Source organism: Chryseobacterium sp. S90 (genome assembly GCF_047444895.1).
GTDB lineage: Bacteria > Bacteroidota > Bacteroidia > Flavobacteriales > Weeksellaceae > Chryseobacterium.
On sequence record NZ_JBLGCX010000005.1, the window covers coordinates 19356 to 36099 of the forward strand.

Genomic DNA, 16744 nt, shown 5'->3' on the forward strand with positions numbered 1-16744 from the left:
AATACAAATAAACACAAACCTTAAAAATAAAAAATGACCAGAAAATTATTCGAAAAGTTAGCTGCGATGCTTATGACACTGATAATGTCAGCAGTAGTATTTGCGCAGCAGGGCTATGAACCGATCCGTGGGATGGGTGTAGAGGCAAAACCTGTCAACAATTCAGGGATCTGCCTGGCATGTTATAACGGAAGTATGAATCCGGTGGTGGATGCAAGTCTTGACAACAGCGTAAGCATGGGGAATTTCGCTTCCCTGCTAAGTGGAAACGGAATCTCTGTGAAGAATAAAAATACAACCTATCCTGCAGGATATATTACCGGATTCAATGTAGATCTTGGAACGAGTTTTATTACTGTTGATCTGTTGAGTTCTTTACGAATCAGTACTTATAAAAATGGTGTTCTTCAGGAGACCACTACCAGCAGTACTCTTTTGTCAGTTCCTGCATTCGGAGGAAGTAAAAACAGGATATTCCTTCATTTTAAAACTTCAAAAGAATTTGATGAAGTAAGACTGTACCAAACCAATGTTCTTTCCGTATTCAGTGCTATGAATGTGTATTATGCCTTTGCATTTGATCCTGCAAAAGTACCTACAGACAATAATGGTATTTGTGATGATATCATTGCAGGAAGCGGTGTTGATGGGAATGTATCCGGAAGCAGCAGTTTCCTGGCTCCGCTTTCTTATGTTCAGAATAAAGAAAGAATTGGAGATGGAAATAAAAACTCTTACGGATCAATAGTTCTTCCGGTCGGATTACTGGGATCTTATTCAGTTGGGGTTCTTGACAAAAATCAGGTGTATCCTGCAGGTAACAGAACAGGTTTTGTAATAGAACCGGATGATCAGGGGAAACTCTTAAGTGCAGAGTTTTTAAAGAATATTACAATAGAAACTTACCTTTACGGCCAGCTTCAGGATTCAAAACAACTATCTGACGGAGGTGGTTTGATTAATATAAAGGTATTAGGATTCGGTTCAGGAAAACAGAAAGTTACATTAACGACTACTAAGCCTTTCAATGAAGTACGATTAAAAATTACCCAGACAGTTGGATTTAATTTAGGAGCTTTAAAAGTTTACTATGCTTTTGAAGAACCTGTTTCTTGCGAATGTGATGATAAAATCCAGACAAGTGGTTCTGCGGTACCTGGAAATTTGGTATCTGGAACTTCATGGACATCAGGTCCGGGATTCCTTGGTCTTATTTTAGCGAAGATGACCAATCCGGAAGCTATTGTGGATAATAATCCGTCTAATTATGCAACGGCTACGGTTCCGGCAGCATCTTTTCTTAGTATTTTTTCAGCATTTGCCACGGTAAGCAGTAATACTGTGCTTCCAGTCAATACGATGGCTGGGTTTACTGTAGAAAAAGCAGGAAACCTTCTTGGAGTAAGTGTTCTGGAAAATATCACTGTGACATTATACAACGGAAATACGCTGACAGATACTTTTACAAGCTCAGGAAGTCTTATCAGCGGAAACTTCTTCACAACGAATTCAAATAAATTCTATGTCGGAGGAAAAGCTACAAAGCCTTTCAACCGTATTAAAATTACATTCAACAGCGGAACTGCGGTTCGCATTCCTCAAAGTTATTATATCTATAATGCTTTTGCGAGCAGAGATGATGATAACGATGGTGTTCCAAACTGTTTTGACCTTTGCCCTGGAGGTGATGACAGCATAGATAATAACGGAAACGGAATTCCTGACTGTGCAGAAGGATGTACAGAAGTGAATGATAAATCTCCTGCACTCGATACAGACGGAGATGGTATTGTAGATGCTTGCGATCTGGATTCTGATAACGATGGTATTCCTGATGCTGTGGAAGACTTTGATAAAAATGGAAAATTTCAGGATGATGATAATGAAGGAGATATTCTGTTGACGCCGGTATTGGGAGATTCAGTTCCGAATTATCTGGATCTTGATTCTGATAACGATGGTATCTTAGATTTGTTTGAATCAGGAATTCCAACGTCAGTCATCAATCAGATTGATGCAGATCACAACGGAGTTATCGATGCTAATGTTCCGGTAGGTAAAAACGGGATCGCTGATATTCTGGAAACATCACCTGATTCAGGAATATTGAAATATGCAATCAAAAATACAGATGGAGATGATAAACCGGACTTCCTCGATATTACTTCCAACGGATCAGATCTTGACCTTTATAAGATCGGAAAAGGTAATCTGGATACCTTAGGAGGTGGATTTATCTCTACAATTAATGATCAGGATAAAGACGGTATTCAGGCAGTTGTAGATACTGATCTTGTGAAAAGAGGTTCCCCTGATTCTCCGCTTTCACCATATGCTTCATTGCTGAAAAATGCTTCTAAAACTGCTGCAAAAACCACAGCTGGGGAAATTACTGATGCTGCCAATGATGTGAAAGTTTATCCAAACCCGGTAAAAGCAGGAGAAAATCTTAGAATTACATCTGCAGAAGAAGGAGTGTATACTCTGTTCTCAGCACAGGGACAGGTAATTAGGACAGATAAATTTAATGCCAATACTGGTATTGATACATCTTCACTTCCTACAGGGGTTTATATCATTAAAATAGAAACCAAATCAAAAATAAAATCTTATAAGGTTATTGTGAAATAGTCATAAGATTAGCTTGTGTTGTGGAGGGGTTGCTCATATTTGAGCAGCCTCTCTTGTTTTTAAGAGTCTCAAAATGAGATGATTTATTTGTTATTGTGGATAGATTTTTGTATCTTTGCCCTTCTTTTGGCGCGAAAAATTGTTTGTAAATTTATAATATACTGAAAATCAACTCTTTCATTGTGAAAACGTGAAGGGGATTTCGTATATGTAGATATTGCGGTAATGCTGCCTCAAAAGTAATAAAAATATTTTGCATTACACTGTGAAAAGATATACCAGTGTTGCAGTTAGAAAGAACCAAGTGCATAGTTAAAAGAGTCCTAAGGTCTTCTGTGAGCGCCAAAAACACTTTTACCTTTTACTTTTACCTTGTTTTTTGTTCTCTTCTGATATTTTTTAATGAATCAAAATATTTTTTAACCCTTTCTTAAAAGTTTTATGAGTAAAACAAAATCAACAACTCAAGGAAATCCGAGAATTAATTTCTCATCAGCGAAAGGAAAAATCATCACTCCTGACTTTTTGGATATCCAAATTGAGTCTTTCAGAGAATTTTTCCAGCTTGATACACTTCCTGAAGCCAGAAAGACAGAAGCTCTTTACAAGACTTTCCAAGAGAATTTCCCAATTACGGATTCTAGAAACCAATTCGTATTAGAATTCCTGGACTATCTGGTAGATTCTCCACGTTATTCAATCGATGAGTGTGTGGAAAGAGGACTTACTTATTCAGTTCCTCTAAAAGCTAGACTTAAATTGTATTGTACTGACCCGGAACACGAAGATTTCCAGACAGTGGTTCAGGACGTATATTTAGGTCCGGTTCCTTACATGACGCCAAGTGGTTCTTTCATCATCAACGGTGCTGAGAGAGTTATCGTTACGCAGCTTCACCGTTCACCTGGTGTATTCTTCGGACAGACTTACCACGCGAATGGAACCAAACTTTACTATTCAAGAATTATCCCTTTCAAAGGATCTTGGATGGAATTTACAACAGATATCAACAGCGTAATGTACGCGTATATCGACCGTAAGAAAAAATTACCATTAACAACTTTATTAAGAGCTATCGGATACGAATCTGATAAGGATATCCTTCAGATCTTCGACCTTGCGGAAGAAGTGAAAGTTTCTAAAGCTGCCCTTAAAAAAGTGGAAGGGAGAACATTGGCTGCGAGAGTATTGAACACTTGGTTCGAAGATTTCGTAGACGAAGATACAGGTGAAGTAGTTTCTATCGAAAGAAACGAGATCATCCTGGATAGAGAAACAATCCTTGAAAAAGAACACTTAGATCTTATCCTGGATGCTGGTGTGAAATCAATCCTGATTCACAAAGAAAACAGCAACGAATTCTCTATCATCCAGAATACATTACAAAAAGACCCTACTAACTCTGAAAAAGAAGCGGTAGAGTATATTTATCGTCAGTTAAGAAACGCAGATCCACCAGATGAGGAAACTGCAAGAGGAATTATTGAAAAATTATTCTTCTCTGAGCAGAGATACTCTTTAGGTGAAGTTGGACGTTACAGATTGAACAAAAAGTTAGGTCTTAACATTCCTACAACAACTGAGGTTCTTACAAAAGAAGATATCATTGCGATCGTAAGACACTTAATCGAACTTGTAAACTCTAAAGCTGAGGTTGATGATATTGACCACTTATCAAACAGAAGAATTAAAACTGTTGGTGAGCAGTTAGCAGGACAGTTCGGAGTAGGTCTTTCAAGAATTGCAAGAACAATCAAGGAAAGAATGAACGTTAGAGATAACGAAATCTTTACACCGCTTGACCTTGTAAATGCTAAGACATTAACATCTGTAATCAACTCATTCTTCGGTACCAACCAGCTTTCTCAGTTCATGGACCAAACCAACCCATTATCAGAGATCACTCACAAGAGAAGATTATCTGCACTAGGGCCTGGTGGTTTATCAAGAGAAAGAGCAGGTTTCGAGGTTCGTGACGTTCACCATACTCACTACGGAAGAATTTGTCCGATTGAAACTCCGGAAGGACCAAACATCGGTTTGATTTCATCTCTAGGGATCTATGCGAAAATCAACAACCTTGGTTTCATCGAAACTCCATATAGAAAAGTAGAAAGTGGTAAGATTGATCTTAACGCTGACCCTATTTACTTAAATGCAGAAGATGAAGAAGATAAAGTAATTGCTCAGGCAAACGTTGAATTGAGTGATAACGGAGACTTCTTAACAGACAGAATTATTGCAAGATTGGATGGTGACTATCCGGTAGTGGAGCCTGCTCAGGTGAACCTTATCGACGTAGCTCCAAACCAGATCTCAGGTATTTCCGCTTCATTGATTCCTTTCCTGGAGCATGATGATGCGAACCGTGCATTGATGGGATCTAACATGATGCGTCAGGCCGTTCCTCTATTGAAGCCACAGGCTCCAATCGTTGGTACAGGGCTTGAGCAGCAGGTTGCAAGAGATTCAAGAATCTTAATTAACGCTGAAGGTACAGGTACTGTAGAGTACGTAGATGCTGACAGAATCGTTATTAAATATGAAAGAAGCGAAGACGAAGATTTAGTACAATTCGAGTCTGCTACTAAAACATACAAACTTACTAAGTTCAGAAAAACCAACCAGAGCACAACCATTACCCTAAGACCAAACGTAAGAGTAGGTGATGTAGTGGAAAAAGGACAAGTACTTTGCGACGGTTATGCTACTGAAAAAGGAGAATTGGCTCTTGGTAGAAACTTAGTAGTAGCGTTCATGCCTTGGAAAGGGTACAACTTCGAGGATGCAATCGTAATCAACGAAAAAGTTGTACGTGAAGACTGGTTTACTTCAATCCACGTAGATGAGTATTCTCTTGAAGTTCGTGATACCAAATTAGGTATGGAAGAGCTTACAGCAGATATTCCAAACGTATCTGAAGAAGCTACTAAAGATCTTGACGAGAACGGTATGATCAGAATCGGTGCTGAAGTGAAGCCTGGAGATATCATGATTGGTAAAATTACTCCAAAAGGTGAATCTGACCCGACTCCTGAAGAAAAACTTCTTAGAGCAATCTTCGGTGATAAAGCTGGTGATGTAAAAGATGCATCATTAAAAGCTGACTCTTCATTAAGAGGAGTTGTTATCAACAAGAAATTGTTCTCAAGAAACATTAAAGACAAAAAGAAAAGAACTGAAGAAAAACTTAGACTTGAAGAAATTGAAAACACTTACAAGGCTAAATTTGACGAGTTGAGAAATACTTTAATTGAAAAATTAAATACACTGGTAAGTGGTAAAACTTCTCAAGGGGTACAAAATGACCTTGACGAAGAAATCATCGGTAAAGGTGTGAAATTTACTCACAAGTTATTAACTTCAGTTGAAGATTATGTAAACGTTAGTGGTGCAGACTGGACAGTAGACGCTGACAAGAATGAATTGATCAAACAATTAATTCACAATTACAAAATCAAATATAACGACATCCAAGGAGTTAAAAACCGTGAGAAATTTGCAATTTCAATCGGAGATGAGCTTCCGGCAGGTATCATGAAGTTAGCTAAAGTTTACATCGCTAAGAAACGTAAACTGAATGTAGGAGATAAGATGGCGGGACGTCACGGTAACAAAGGTATCGTTTCAAGAATCGTTCGTGAAGAAGACATGCCGTTCTTAGAAGATGGAACACCGGTAGATATCGTATTGAATCCACTAGGGGTACCTTCTCGTATGAACATCGGTCAGATCTACGAAACCGTTCTTGGATGGGCTGGTAGAAAACTAGGATTGAAGTTCGCTACACCAATCTTCGATGGAGCAAGTCTTGATCAGATTACTGAATACACTGAGAAAGCAGGTCTTCCTAAATTTGGTCACACTCACCTTTATGATGGTGGTACCGGAGAAAGATTTACTCAGGCTGCGACAGTAGGTATCATTTACATGTTGAAACTAGGACACATGGTTGATGATAAGATGCACGCACGTTCTATTGGACCTTACTCATTGATTACTCAGCAGCCGTTAGGAGGTAAAGCTCAGTTCGGAGGTCAGAGATTCGGAGAGATGGAGGTTTGGGCACTTGAAGCATTCGGTGCATCCAATATCTTGAGAGAAATCCTGACTGTGAAGTCGGATGACGTGATTGGTAGAGCAAAAACTTATGAAGCAATTGCAAAAGGTGAATCTATGCCTGAACCAGGTATTCCGGAATCATTCAATGTATTACTTCACGAGCTACAAGGTCTTGGATTAGACGTAAGACTAGAGGAATAATTTTAAATTTTAAATTATAAATGTTGAATGGCAACATTCAGAAATTAATCTAAAATCTAAAATCTAAAATTTAAAATCTAACAAATGTCAAATAAAAATAAAACAAGTAGATTTAATAAAATAACCATCGGTTTAGCTTCACCGGAGTCTATTTTACAAGACTCAAGAGGGGAGGTTTTAAAACCGGAAACTATTAACTACAGAACTCACAAACCTGAAAGAGACGGATTATTTTGTGAGAAAATCTTTGGTCCTGTAAAAGATTACGAATGTGCTTGTGGTAAATACAAGAGAATTCGTTACAAAGGGATCGTTTGTGACCGTTGTGGTGTAGAAGTTACTGAGAAAAAAGTAAGAAGAGAAAGAATCGGTCATATCGGATTGGTTGTTCCTATTGCTCATATCTGGTACTTCCGTTCATTGCCAAACAAAATCGGATACCTTTTAGGAATCCCTTCTAAGAAATTAGATATGATCATCTACTACGAAAGATATGTAGTGATTCAGCAGGGTATTGCTAAAAAATTAGATGGTTCCGATTTCGAAAATATGGAATTCCTTACAGAAGAAGAATACCTTGATATCATGGAAACTCTTCCTGTAGAAAACCAGTATCTTGATGATTCTGATCCAAACAAATTCATCGCCAGAATGGGTGCTGAAGCTGTAGAAGATCTATTAAAAAGAATCGATCTTGATGCATTGTCTTTCGACTTGAGACACAAAGCTCACAACGAAGGTTCTAAACAAAGAAGAACGGAAGCTCTTAAAAGATTGAACGTTGTAGAAGCATTGAGAGGTGCTAATACAAGAATGATCAACAGACCGGAGTGGATGATCATGCGTGTACTTCCTGTTATTCCACCAGAATTAAGACCATTAGTTCCATTGGATGGAGGACGTTTCGCTACTTCTGACTTAAATGACCTTTATAGAAGAGTAATTATCAGAAATAACCGTTTGAAGAGATTATTGGAGATCAAAGCTCCTGAAGTAATCTTGAGAAACGAGAAGCGTATGCTTCAGGAATCAGTAGATTCATTATTCGATAACACAAGAAAATCTTCTGCAGTAAAATCTGAATCAAACAGACCATTGAAATCACTTTCTGATTCATTGAAAGGTAAGCAAGGTCGTTTCCGTCAGAACTTACTAGGGAAAAGGGTAGATTACTCTGCGCGTTCTGTAATTGTTGTAGGTCCAAACTTACAACTTCACGAATGTGGTATTCCTAAAGATATGGCAGCTGAACTTTACAAACCGTTTATCATTAGAAAACTAATTGAAAGAGGGATTGTAAAAACTGTAAAATCTGCAAAGAGAATTATTGACAGAAAAGAACCGGTAGTTTATGATATCCTTGAAAACGTGATGAAAGGTCACCCTGTTCTATTGAACAGAGCACCTACGCTTCACAGACTGGGTATTCAGGCTTTCCAACCTAAGATGATCGAAGGTAAGGCAATCCAGCTACACCCGTTGGTAACAACAGCATTCAACGCCGATTTCGATGGTGACCAGATGGCGGTACACTTACCGTTAGGACCAGAGGCAATCCTTGAAGCTCAGTTATTGATGTTAGGTTCTCAGAACATTTTGAACCCTGCAAACGGTTCTCCGATTACAGTACCTTCTCAGGACATGGTTCTTGGTCTTTATTTCATGACTAAAGAATTGAGCTCTACAGAAGATATGAAAGTAAAAGGTGAAGGTCTTGCATTCTATTCTCCTGAAGAAGCGGAAATCGCTTATGCTGAAGGTAGAGTTTCTTTAAATGCTAAGGTAAGATGTAGACTACCTGTTAAAGAAGACGGAGTAATAGTAACAAGATTGATAGAAACTTCTGTAGGTAGAATTTTATTCAACCAGATTGTACCTAAGCAGGTAGGATATATCAATGAACTTCTTACTAAGAAATCATTGAGAAATGTTATCGGTAAGATCCTTGCTGATACAGACTTCCCTACAACTGTGAAGTTCCTTGATGCAATGAAAGACTTAGGGTATTCAAACGCATTCAAAGGAGGTCTTTCATTCTCACTTGGGGATATTGTAGTTCCTGTTGAGAAAAAGCAGATGATTGCTTCTTCAATTGAAACTGTAGACGAAATTAGAGCTAACTATAACATGGGTCTAATTACCGATACAGAACGTTATAACCAGGTAATCGACGTTTGGACAAATACCAACGCAGGATTAACTGAAATGATCATGAGCAGAATGAAAACTGACCAAGGTGGTTTCAACTCTGTATATATGATGCTTGACTCTGGAGCGAGGGGTTCTAAAGAACAGATCCGTCAGTTATCAGGGATGAGAGGTTTGATGGCAAAACCGCAGAAAGCCGGTTCTACCGGAGCGGAGATCATCGAAAACCCGATCCTTGCAAACTTTAAGGAAGGTCTTTCGATTCTAGAGTACTTTATCTCTACCCACGGTGCCCGTAAGGGTCTTGCGGATACCGCTCTTAAGACAGCCGATGCTGGTTACTTAACGAGAAGATTGGTAGACGTTGCACAGGACGTTATCGTTACAGAAGATGACTGTGGAACGCTGAGAGGTACAGAAGTTACTGCACTTAAGAAAAATGACGAGATCGTTGAAAGAATCTCTGAAAGAATCTTAGGTAGAGTATCTCTTCATAATATTTATGATCCTGAAACTGACGAGCTTATTGCAAGCGCAGATCAGGTGATCATTGAAGCATTGGCGAAAAGAATCGAAGAAGCTGGATTAGAATCTGTTGAGGTTCGTTCACCATTAACTTGTGAAGCTAAGAAAGGGATCTGTGCTAAATGTTACGGTAGAAACTTAGCAACAGGTAAAGTGATCCACATGGGTGAAGCGGTAGGTGTAATTGCAGCACAGTCAATTGGGGAACCAGGTACTCAGCTTACGTTGAGAACCTTCCACCAGGGGGGTACTGCAGGAAACGTATCAGAAAACCCATCTATCGTTGCAAGAAGAGATGGTATCGTTGAAATGGATGAAGTAAGAACTATTACTTCTGAAGATGAAAACGGTAACACTGCTGAGGTTGTAGTTTCTCGTTCAACAGAATTCAGATTAGTTGCTGATAATGAGCTTAGAACTCCATTAATGGTAGCTAACGTACCTTACGGATCTATATTAGCTGTAAAGCCAGGTGATAAAGTGAAGAAAGGAGATACAATCTGTAGATGGGATCCATATAACGCGGTAATTATTGCTGAAACTTCAGGTAAGGTAGAATACGAGGATATCATCCAGGGTATTTCATTCCAACTTGAAATTGACGAACAAACAGGATTTGAAGAGAAAGTAATCTCTGAATCAAGAAATAAGAAAGCCGTACCTACCTTGAAGGTGGTAGACTCTAAAGGTGTTGAGCAAAAAGCTTACAACTTACCGGTAGGAGCCCACTTAATGGTTAACGATGGTGAAAAAATTAAGGCTGGTAAAGTCTTAATCAAAATCCCAAGAAAATCTGCAAAAGCAGGGGATATCACCGGAGGTCTTCCGAGAGTTACCGAATTATTCGAAGCAAGAAACCCTTCAAACCCAGCAGTTGTTACTGAAATCGACGGGGTAGTTTCTTACGGAAAAATCAAGAGAGGTAACCGTGAACTTATTGTTGAAGCTAAAACTGGAGAAAGAAAAATTTACTTAGTTAAATTATCAAACCAGATCTTGGTACAGGAGAATGACTTCGTAAGAGCAGGTTCTCCACTTTCTGACGGTTCTATTACACCGGAAGATATCTTAAGAATTAAAGGCCCAACAGCAGTTCAGGAATACTTAGTAAATGAGATTCAGGAAGTTTACCGTCTACAAGGGGTAAAAATCGACGACAAGCACTTCGAAATTATCGTAAGACAGATGATGACGAAAGTATCTATCGTAGATGGAGGTGATACTCAATTCCTTGAAGGAGCTCTTGAGCACAAATATGATTTCTTAGAAGAAAACAACAGAGTATTTGGTCTTAAAGTAGTAGTAGATGCTGGTGATTCTAAAGAATTTATGCCAGGTCAGATGATTACTGCAAGAGAATTAAGAGATGAAAACTCTAAGTTGAAGCGTGAAGATTTAGGTCTTGTAGAAGTAAGAGAAGCTCTTCCTGCTACAGCAACTCCTGTACTACAAGGTATTACAAGAGCAGCACTTCAGACTAAGTCATTCATGTCTGCAGCATCATTCCAGGAAACAACTAAGGTTCTTAACGAAGCAGCGGTTGCTGGTAAAGTAGACGATCTTAACGGTCTTAAAGAAAATGTAATTGTAGGTCACAGAATCCCTGCAGGTACAGGTCTTAAAGAGTATCAGAACGTTATTGTAGGTTCTAAGAAAGAATTCGAAGACCTTAACTAAAATTAATGATTTGAAATTTGGGGTTTGAAATTATTTTTATATTTTCACAATCTCAAATTTCGAATTTTAAAAACATAATTTATAACAATGGACAACAATCAAAATCCACAAGACGGAAACATCAACATCGAATTAAACGAAATGGTAGCTGCTGGTATCTATGCTAACCTAGCTTTAGTAAACCACTCTCCATCTGAATTTGTAGTAGACTTTATTCAGTTGATGCCAGGTGTTCAGCAAGCTAAAGTAAGATCAAGAGTTATTCTTGCTCCACTTCACGCTAAAAGAGTATTAAACGCTCTTCAACAGAACATCGCTAACTACGAGCAGCAGTTCGGAGAAATCAAAGAAGTTGAGCCTTTCGTATTAGGAGGAAACAACGTTCAAGCGTAAGATTTCTTTTTACAATAAAATAAGAATGCCCTGGTTTTTAACCGGGGCATTTTTTGTGCTAATTCTAACTTAGAAAATAGTATAGAACTTATGTAATTGTTAATTTTCTTTAATAACATAAAAATATATAATAACCATTCATCAATTTTATATCTTTGTTTGAGAAAAAGTAGAAAATATAGGATATGGTTGATAACGCATTCGCTGTAAGTAAATTTGGCTTTTTAGGAGCCGATTTTTTATCTGAGCTGGAAAAGCATGCTGTTGCAGTTGATATAAAAGCAAAAACTGAAATCATAAGAGAAGGGCAGAAAAATAAGTTTGTCCCTTTCCTTATAAAAGGCTCTATCAAGGTTTTTACCCTTAATGATGGAAGAGAGCTGATCTACTACTATATTAAGCCTAAAGATAGCTGCCTTATGACCTTTTCATCTATTTTGACTGATTATATCAGCAGGGTGTATGCTATTGCTGAAGAAGACTCGGAAGCTATTCTTATTCCCGTTTCTGTAATGCATGATTGGCTGATAAAATTCCCGGAAATCAATAAACTGTTTTATCATGAATATGACCGCAGATTTTCAGAAGTGATGAATATGGTAAATGATGCAGTGTTCCACAGGCTGGATAAAAGAGTCCTGAATTACATCAAACAGCAGATTTCATCCACAGGAAACAACCCTATTAAGATCACCCATCGTGAAATTGCCAACAGTTTGGGAACTTCCAGAGAAGTGGTGAGCAGAGTTTTGAAAAAAATTGAAAGCGAAGGTGAAATTATTCAAACTAAAGAAGGAATGAAAGTTCCTGTAAATGAAAATGTTAGAATAATCTAATTCTAATTGTTTGAAAAGCTTATTTCTATCATTGATAAAAACAATTTGGCTGGTGACTTTTATCACCTGTTTTTGAATTGAGAACTCAATAAGTTTGTTATATCATAATTTAATTCAAATTGTATATGACGAAAACTCTCTTATTTTTGTCAGTGTTTTCATCAGGTCTTGTCTTTGCACAGGAAGATCTGCTGAAAGATATTGACACGGTGAAAACCAACACAGAAACTTCACAACCCGCCTTCAAAGCACTTCAGATTGTCACGGGACAATCCACAAAACTTGCTGCCAAAAAAGAATGGTACATTATCGTTGCTCACAGATTTGGGGACATAAGCGCAGGATTTAAAGACTTTTTCGGTCTGGATCATGCCTCCACCAAATTAGGCGTTATCTATGGTATTTCAGATGCTGTATCCGTAAGCCTTTCCAGAGAAACGAATATGAAAACGTTTGAAGGAGCTGTGAAATACAGACTGGTAAGACAAAATGAAAACTTCCCGGTGGATATTGTGGGATACAATGTAATGGGTGCCAACACGGAACTGAAAAAAGAAACGTATCCACATCTTAAATTCAGTGACAGGCTTTCTTATCTTACACAGGCATTAATTTCAAGAAGGTTCAATGATAAGCTTTCATTACAGTTTACTCCATCCTTTGTTCATAAAAACCTTTACGAACCTACCATTGAAAACAAAAATCAGTTTTTGGCAGGTTTGGGAGGGCGCTACAAAATTTCCAAAAGAGTTTCTGTGAATGCAGAATACTTTGTGAATTTCGACGATCACAGTTTTTATAAAAACCCACTGTCTTTGGGGGTGGATATAGAAACCGGAGGACATGTGTTCCAGCTTTTACTGACGAACTCCCAGATTAATTCTGATATCGGATATCTTACCAATGCCACAGGAGCATGGGGAAAGGGACATATTTTCTTTGGGTTTAATCTTTATAGAGTTTTTTAATATGAAAAAGCTAACATCCTTATTGATAGTGTCGTCAGCAATCATACTGACGGCGTGTGACAGCAGAACTTATGAAGAGATTTCTGATAATACACCCATCACGGTGCCTGTAAAATATACAGCAGATGTAAAACCAATTGTGGATAACTCTTGCATAGGTTGCCATTCTGCAGGAAGTTTTAAACCACTGGTTACCTATGATCAGGTGAAAAATAATATAGACGGAATTCTGGACCGTATCCAAAGACCCAATGGTGATCCGGAGAAAATGCCTAAGGGAGGATCATTGTCCGCAGCTCAGATCAATATTTTTATAAAGTGGAAAGCTGACGGATTAAATGAAAACTAAAAAAATTGATATGAAAAAACTAGCATTATTAAGCGTATTACTGCTTTCTGCCGGGTACGCTTCAGCACAAAAATACAGCTCTAAGACCGGAAAAGTAACTTTTGAAGCTTCAGTACCTCTGTTTGATGATATTTTTGCACAGGATGACAATAATGTGGTGATTCTGAATGCGGATAATGGTGAGATGGCATCCGTTTCAACCGTTAAAAACTTTCATTTTAAAACCAAATTAATGGAAGAGCATTTCAATGAAAGTTATGCCGAATCCGCAAAATATCCTAAAACAACCTTCAAAGGGAAAATTGTCAACTTTGATAAAACAAAACTTACGGCCAGTCCTCAGAAATATACCGTTCAGGGAACGCTTAACTTTCATGGTGTAGACAAAGCGGTTGCTTCTTCAGCCACATTATATGCAAAAGAGGGTAAAATCTATATGCAGGGTGGTTTTGTGGCTAAACCTGCAGATTATAAAGTGACTATCCCTAAAATGGTTACCAAAAAAGTGGCAGAAAATGTCAACATCGAATACAACTACGTAATGGTAAAACAATGAGAAATCTAATCTTAATTTTAGGACTATTTCTGAGCTCATTGATATTTGCTCAGGAAAAGGCAAAATCAATATTTGATATTGCCAGAAGCGGAACAGTTCCTGAAGTACAGGAGCTGATGAAACAAAACCCGGATGTTATTAATCAACTGAACGAAAATGGATTCTCTCCCCTTATTTTAGCTTGTTACAGAGGAAATATCCCTATTGCAGAATTTTTAATTACTCGTGTTAAAAATATGAATTACGCAAGTGGAGAAGGAACAGCTTTAACGGCTTCTGTTTTTAAAGGAGATAAAAATCTTACTCAGAAATTATTAGCGAACAAAGCTGATCCCAATGTGGCAAACAGCAGTGGAGTAACGCCATTAATATATGCTGTCCAGTCACAAAACAAAGAAATGGTAGAATTGCTGCTAAAGAATAAAGCAAATAAGACATTATCAGATAAACAAGGGAAAACTGTTTTTGAGTATGCATTATTTACTAAAAATCAAGACATTATTAACTTATTAAAAAATTGACCATATGAAATTAAAAACTACATTATTATTGATCGGATTTTTTGCTTTTTTTCATGTAAAAAGTCAATATTCGACAGGAACTGTACCTCTTTTTTCCACACCGGGAGGAGCAGATTTGGCTTATTCAGTTAAGATTGACCTTACCCCTTCTTTAGTTACCCTTACCCTTGTCGGGCCTTCTACGGGATGGCTGGGAATGGCTTTCAATACAACGAATATGGATGATATAGGGAAAGACGTTGTAATTTTTGATGGAACTAATTTAAGTGACAGAACATTTAATGGACAAGGAGTGGTTCCGCCTTTGGATGGAACTCAAAACTGGACTGTAACATCTAATACAGTGGCAGGAAGTGTTCGTACCGTAATTGCTACAAGAGCTTTAAACACAGGAGATGCTAATGATTATGTTTTTACTGTTCCTCCTGCAGGCCCTTTAAACATTACCTATGGACGTAGATTGTCGAATTTTACGATTGGTTATCACGGTTCTAACAGCTGTGGTACTACATCCCTGAGTTTTGGTACTTTAGGTACTAAAGAAACAGCTTCCGAAAGTAAGAAAATGGTTCTTTATCCAAATCCGGCGAAAGAAACGGTGAGCTTTAAAAATGCAGATAAAATAAAATCTGTTGATATTTATGAATCTGCCGGAAGAAAAGTAAGATCTGTAAAGCTTGAGGGAGAAAATATCAGTGTCAGAGATTTAAAATCCGGTACTTATTATTTCGAAATCACTTTAAAAGATGGAACTACATCTTACGAAAAACTGATTAAAGAATAATTTTCAGAAAAAACACACCTAAATAATTAGTAATGCATACCCCTGATTTTTCAGGGGTATCATTTTTTCTTAAGTCCCAATTTCAGGGAGGTTGCTTTAAAATTCATATATTTGTGTAGATACGGATTCTTAATAAAAGGCCATCTCTTAGCCTTATAATTTTTTATAACCAATGGAATTTAAAACCTTAGCCCATATCACAACAGATGAACTTTTATCAGTATTCAATCATTCATTTTCTGACTATGTTGTTCCTTTTCACTTAACGAAAGAGGTACTTGTTTCAAAAATTGCAGCTGAAAAACTAGATATGAATTTATCCGCCGGAGCATTTGAAGACGGAAGGCTGGTTGGCTTTATTCTTCAGTCTGAAAAAGTTGAAAATGGAGAAAAGATAATCTACAACGGAGGAACAGGAGTCGTTCCGGAAAGCAGAGGCAAAGGATTGGTGAGAAAAATGTATGATTTTATTATTCCTGTTTTAAATGAAAGAAATGCCAATACATTACTGCTTGAAGTTATTGAAGGAAACCAGCCTGCAATAAGAGCATATGAAAATTTAGGCTTTAGCATTGTGCGAAGATTGCTTTGCTTTAACGGTAGCATTAAGCAGGGAAAAGAAAATGCTGAGGTTTCTATTAAGGATTTGAAAGACTTTCAATGGGAAAAATTACGTTCTTTCTGGGATATCGAACCTTCATGGCAGGGATCTGTTTTCGTATTGGAGCCTATGCCTGAGAACTATGTGACTTTAGGTGCTTATATTGATGAGAAGCTTGTTGGGTATATTGTTTATGGTCCTGCAGCGAAAAAAATCTACCAGTTTGCTGTAGATAAAGGTTTCAGAAATCAGGGAATAGGAACGACGCTTTTTAATGCCATTTCGAAAAAAAATGGAGGGCAGGCTATTGCATTGAACAATGTAGATGATTCTTCGGAAAACACCAGTAAATTTCTTAGCGAAAGAGCAGGACTGAACAATTGGCTGTCACAGTTTGAAATGAAAAGACCTATTTAATGAGTTTTAATTTTGATTCAAAAAAAATAATCGCTTTTAATATACTTTTAATCTCTTAAACTTTTCAGGCAGAAG

11 protein-coding genes are annotated in these 16744 nt (G+C 37.6%); all 11 read left to right on the top strand.

The window, feature by feature from the left end; translation table 11 throughout:
• Positions 1 to 33 precede the first annotated feature (33 nt).
• The 11 genes from ACLMCG_RS13995 to ACLMCG_RS14045 all read left to right on the top strand — a co-directional run bounded on the left by ACLMCG_RS13995 (position 34) and on the right by ACLMCG_RS14045 (position 16669).
• Positions 34 to 2631, top strand: coding sequence for a T9SS type A sorting domain-containing protein (locus ACLMCG_RS13995; RefSeq protein ID WP_413960186.1), 2598 nt, complete (start codon positions 34 to 36; stop codon positions 2629 to 2631).
• 441 nt (positions 2632 to 3072) lie between these two features.
• Positions 3073 to 6894, top strand: a complete 3822-nt coding sequence (gene rpoB, locus ACLMCG_RS14000; protein ID WP_149833638.1) for a DNA-directed RNA polymerase subunit beta — start codon at positions 3073 to 3075, stop codon at positions 6892 to 6894.
• A gap of 84 nt (positions 6895 to 6978) precedes the next feature.
• A complete protein-coding gene (gene rpoC, locus ACLMCG_RS14005; RefSeq protein ID WP_223599719.1) occupies positions 6979 to 11244 on the top strand; it encodes a DNA-directed RNA polymerase subunit beta' in 4266 nt (1421 codons plus the stop codon).
• A gap of 87 nt (positions 11245 to 11331) precedes the next feature.
• Complete coding sequence (locus tag ACLMCG_RS14010; protein WP_002976436.1) at positions 11332 to 11637, top strand: DUF3467 domain-containing protein; 306 nt, start codon at positions 11332 to 11334, stop codon at positions 11635 to 11637.
• 185 nt (positions 11638 to 11822) lie between these two features.
• Positions 11823 to 12473 (top strand): Crp/Fnr family transcriptional regulator, encoded by a 651-nt coding sequence (locus tag ACLMCG_RS14015; protein ID WP_223599720.1) that lies wholly within the window; start codon positions 11823 to 11825, stop codon positions 12471 to 12473.
• A gap of 125 nt (positions 12474 to 12598) precedes the next feature.
• Complete coding sequence (locus ACLMCG_RS14020) at positions 12599 to 13441, top strand: DUF5777 family beta-barrel protein (RefSeq protein ID WP_413960185.1); 843 nt, start codon at positions 12599 to 12601, stop codon at positions 13439 to 13441.
• Between the two features lies 1 nt (position 13442).
• Positions 13443 to 13790, top strand: coding sequence for a hypothetical protein (locus ACLMCG_RS14025; protein WP_413960184.1), 348 nt, complete (start codon positions 13443 to 13445; stop codon positions 13788 to 13790).
• A gap of 10 nt (positions 13791 to 13800) precedes the next feature.
• Positions 13801 to 14346: a YceI family protein gene (locus ACLMCG_RS14030; protein WP_413960183.1), complete on the top strand. Its 546-nt coding sequence runs from the start codon at positions 13801 to 13803 to the stop codon at positions 14344 to 14346.
• On the top strand, positions 14343 to 14867 hold the full coding sequence (locus ACLMCG_RS14035; protein ID WP_413960182.1) for an ankyrin repeat domain-containing protein: 525 nt from the start codon (positions 14343 to 14345) through the stop codon (positions 14865 to 14867). The genes ACLMCG_RS14030 and ACLMCG_RS14035 overlap by 4 nt, the downstream gene beginning before the upstream one ends.
• 4 nt (positions 14868 to 14871) lie before the next feature.
• Complete coding sequence (locus ACLMCG_RS14040) at positions 14872 to 15651, top strand: T9SS type A sorting domain-containing protein (protein ID WP_223599725.1); 780 nt, start codon at positions 14872 to 14874, stop codon at positions 15649 to 15651.
• A 172-nt stretch (positions 15652 to 15823) separates the two neighbouring features.
• Positions 15824 to 16669, top strand: coding sequence for a GNAT family N-acetyltransferase (locus tag ACLMCG_RS14045; RefSeq protein WP_413960181.1), 846 nt, complete (start codon positions 15824 to 15826; stop codon positions 16667 to 16669).
• Positions 16670 to 16744: the final 75 nt, after the last annotated feature.

Bases quoted from the DNA above. Each gene is read 5' to 3' on its own strand.
- ACLMCG_RS13995 (WP_413960186.1), top strand. From the start codon at position 34: ATGACCAGAAAATTATTCGAAAAGTTAGCTGCGATGCTTATGACACTG.
- rpoB (WP_149833638.1), top strand. From the start codon at position 3,073: ATGAGTAAAACAAAATCAACAACTCAAGGAAATCCGAGAATTAATTTC.
- rpoC (WP_223599719.1), top strand. From the start codon at position 6,979: ATGTCAAATAAAAATAAAACAAGTAGATTTAATAAAATAACCATCGGT.
- ACLMCG_RS14010 (WP_002976436.1), top strand. From the start codon at position 11,332: ATGGACAACAATCAAAATCCACAAGACGGAAACATCAACATCGAATTA.
- ACLMCG_RS14015 (WP_223599720.1), top strand. From the start codon at position 11,823: ATGGTTGATAACGCATTCGCTGTAAGTAAATTTGGCTTTTTAGGAGCC.
- ACLMCG_RS14020 (WP_413960185.1), top strand. From the start codon at position 12,599: ATGACGAAAACTCTCTTATTTTTGTCAGTGTTTTCATCAGGTCTTGTC.
- ACLMCG_RS14025 (WP_413960184.1), top strand. From the start codon at position 13,443: ATGAAAAAGCTAACATCCTTATTGATAGTGTCGTCAGCAATCATACTG.
- ACLMCG_RS14030 (WP_413960183.1), top strand. From the start codon at position 13,801: ATGAAAAAACTAGCATTATTAAGCGTATTACTGCTTTCTGCCGGGTAC.
- ACLMCG_RS14035 (WP_413960182.1), top strand. From the start codon at position 14,343: ATGAGAAATCTAATCTTAATTTTAGGACTATTTCTGAGCTCATTGATA.
- ACLMCG_RS14040 (WP_223599725.1), top strand. From the start codon at position 14,872: ATGAAATTAAAAACTACATTATTATTGATCGGATTTTTTGCTTTTTTT.
- ACLMCG_RS14045 (WP_413960181.1), top strand. From the start codon at position 15,824: ATGGAATTTAAAACCTTAGCCCATATCACAACAGATGAACTTTTATCA.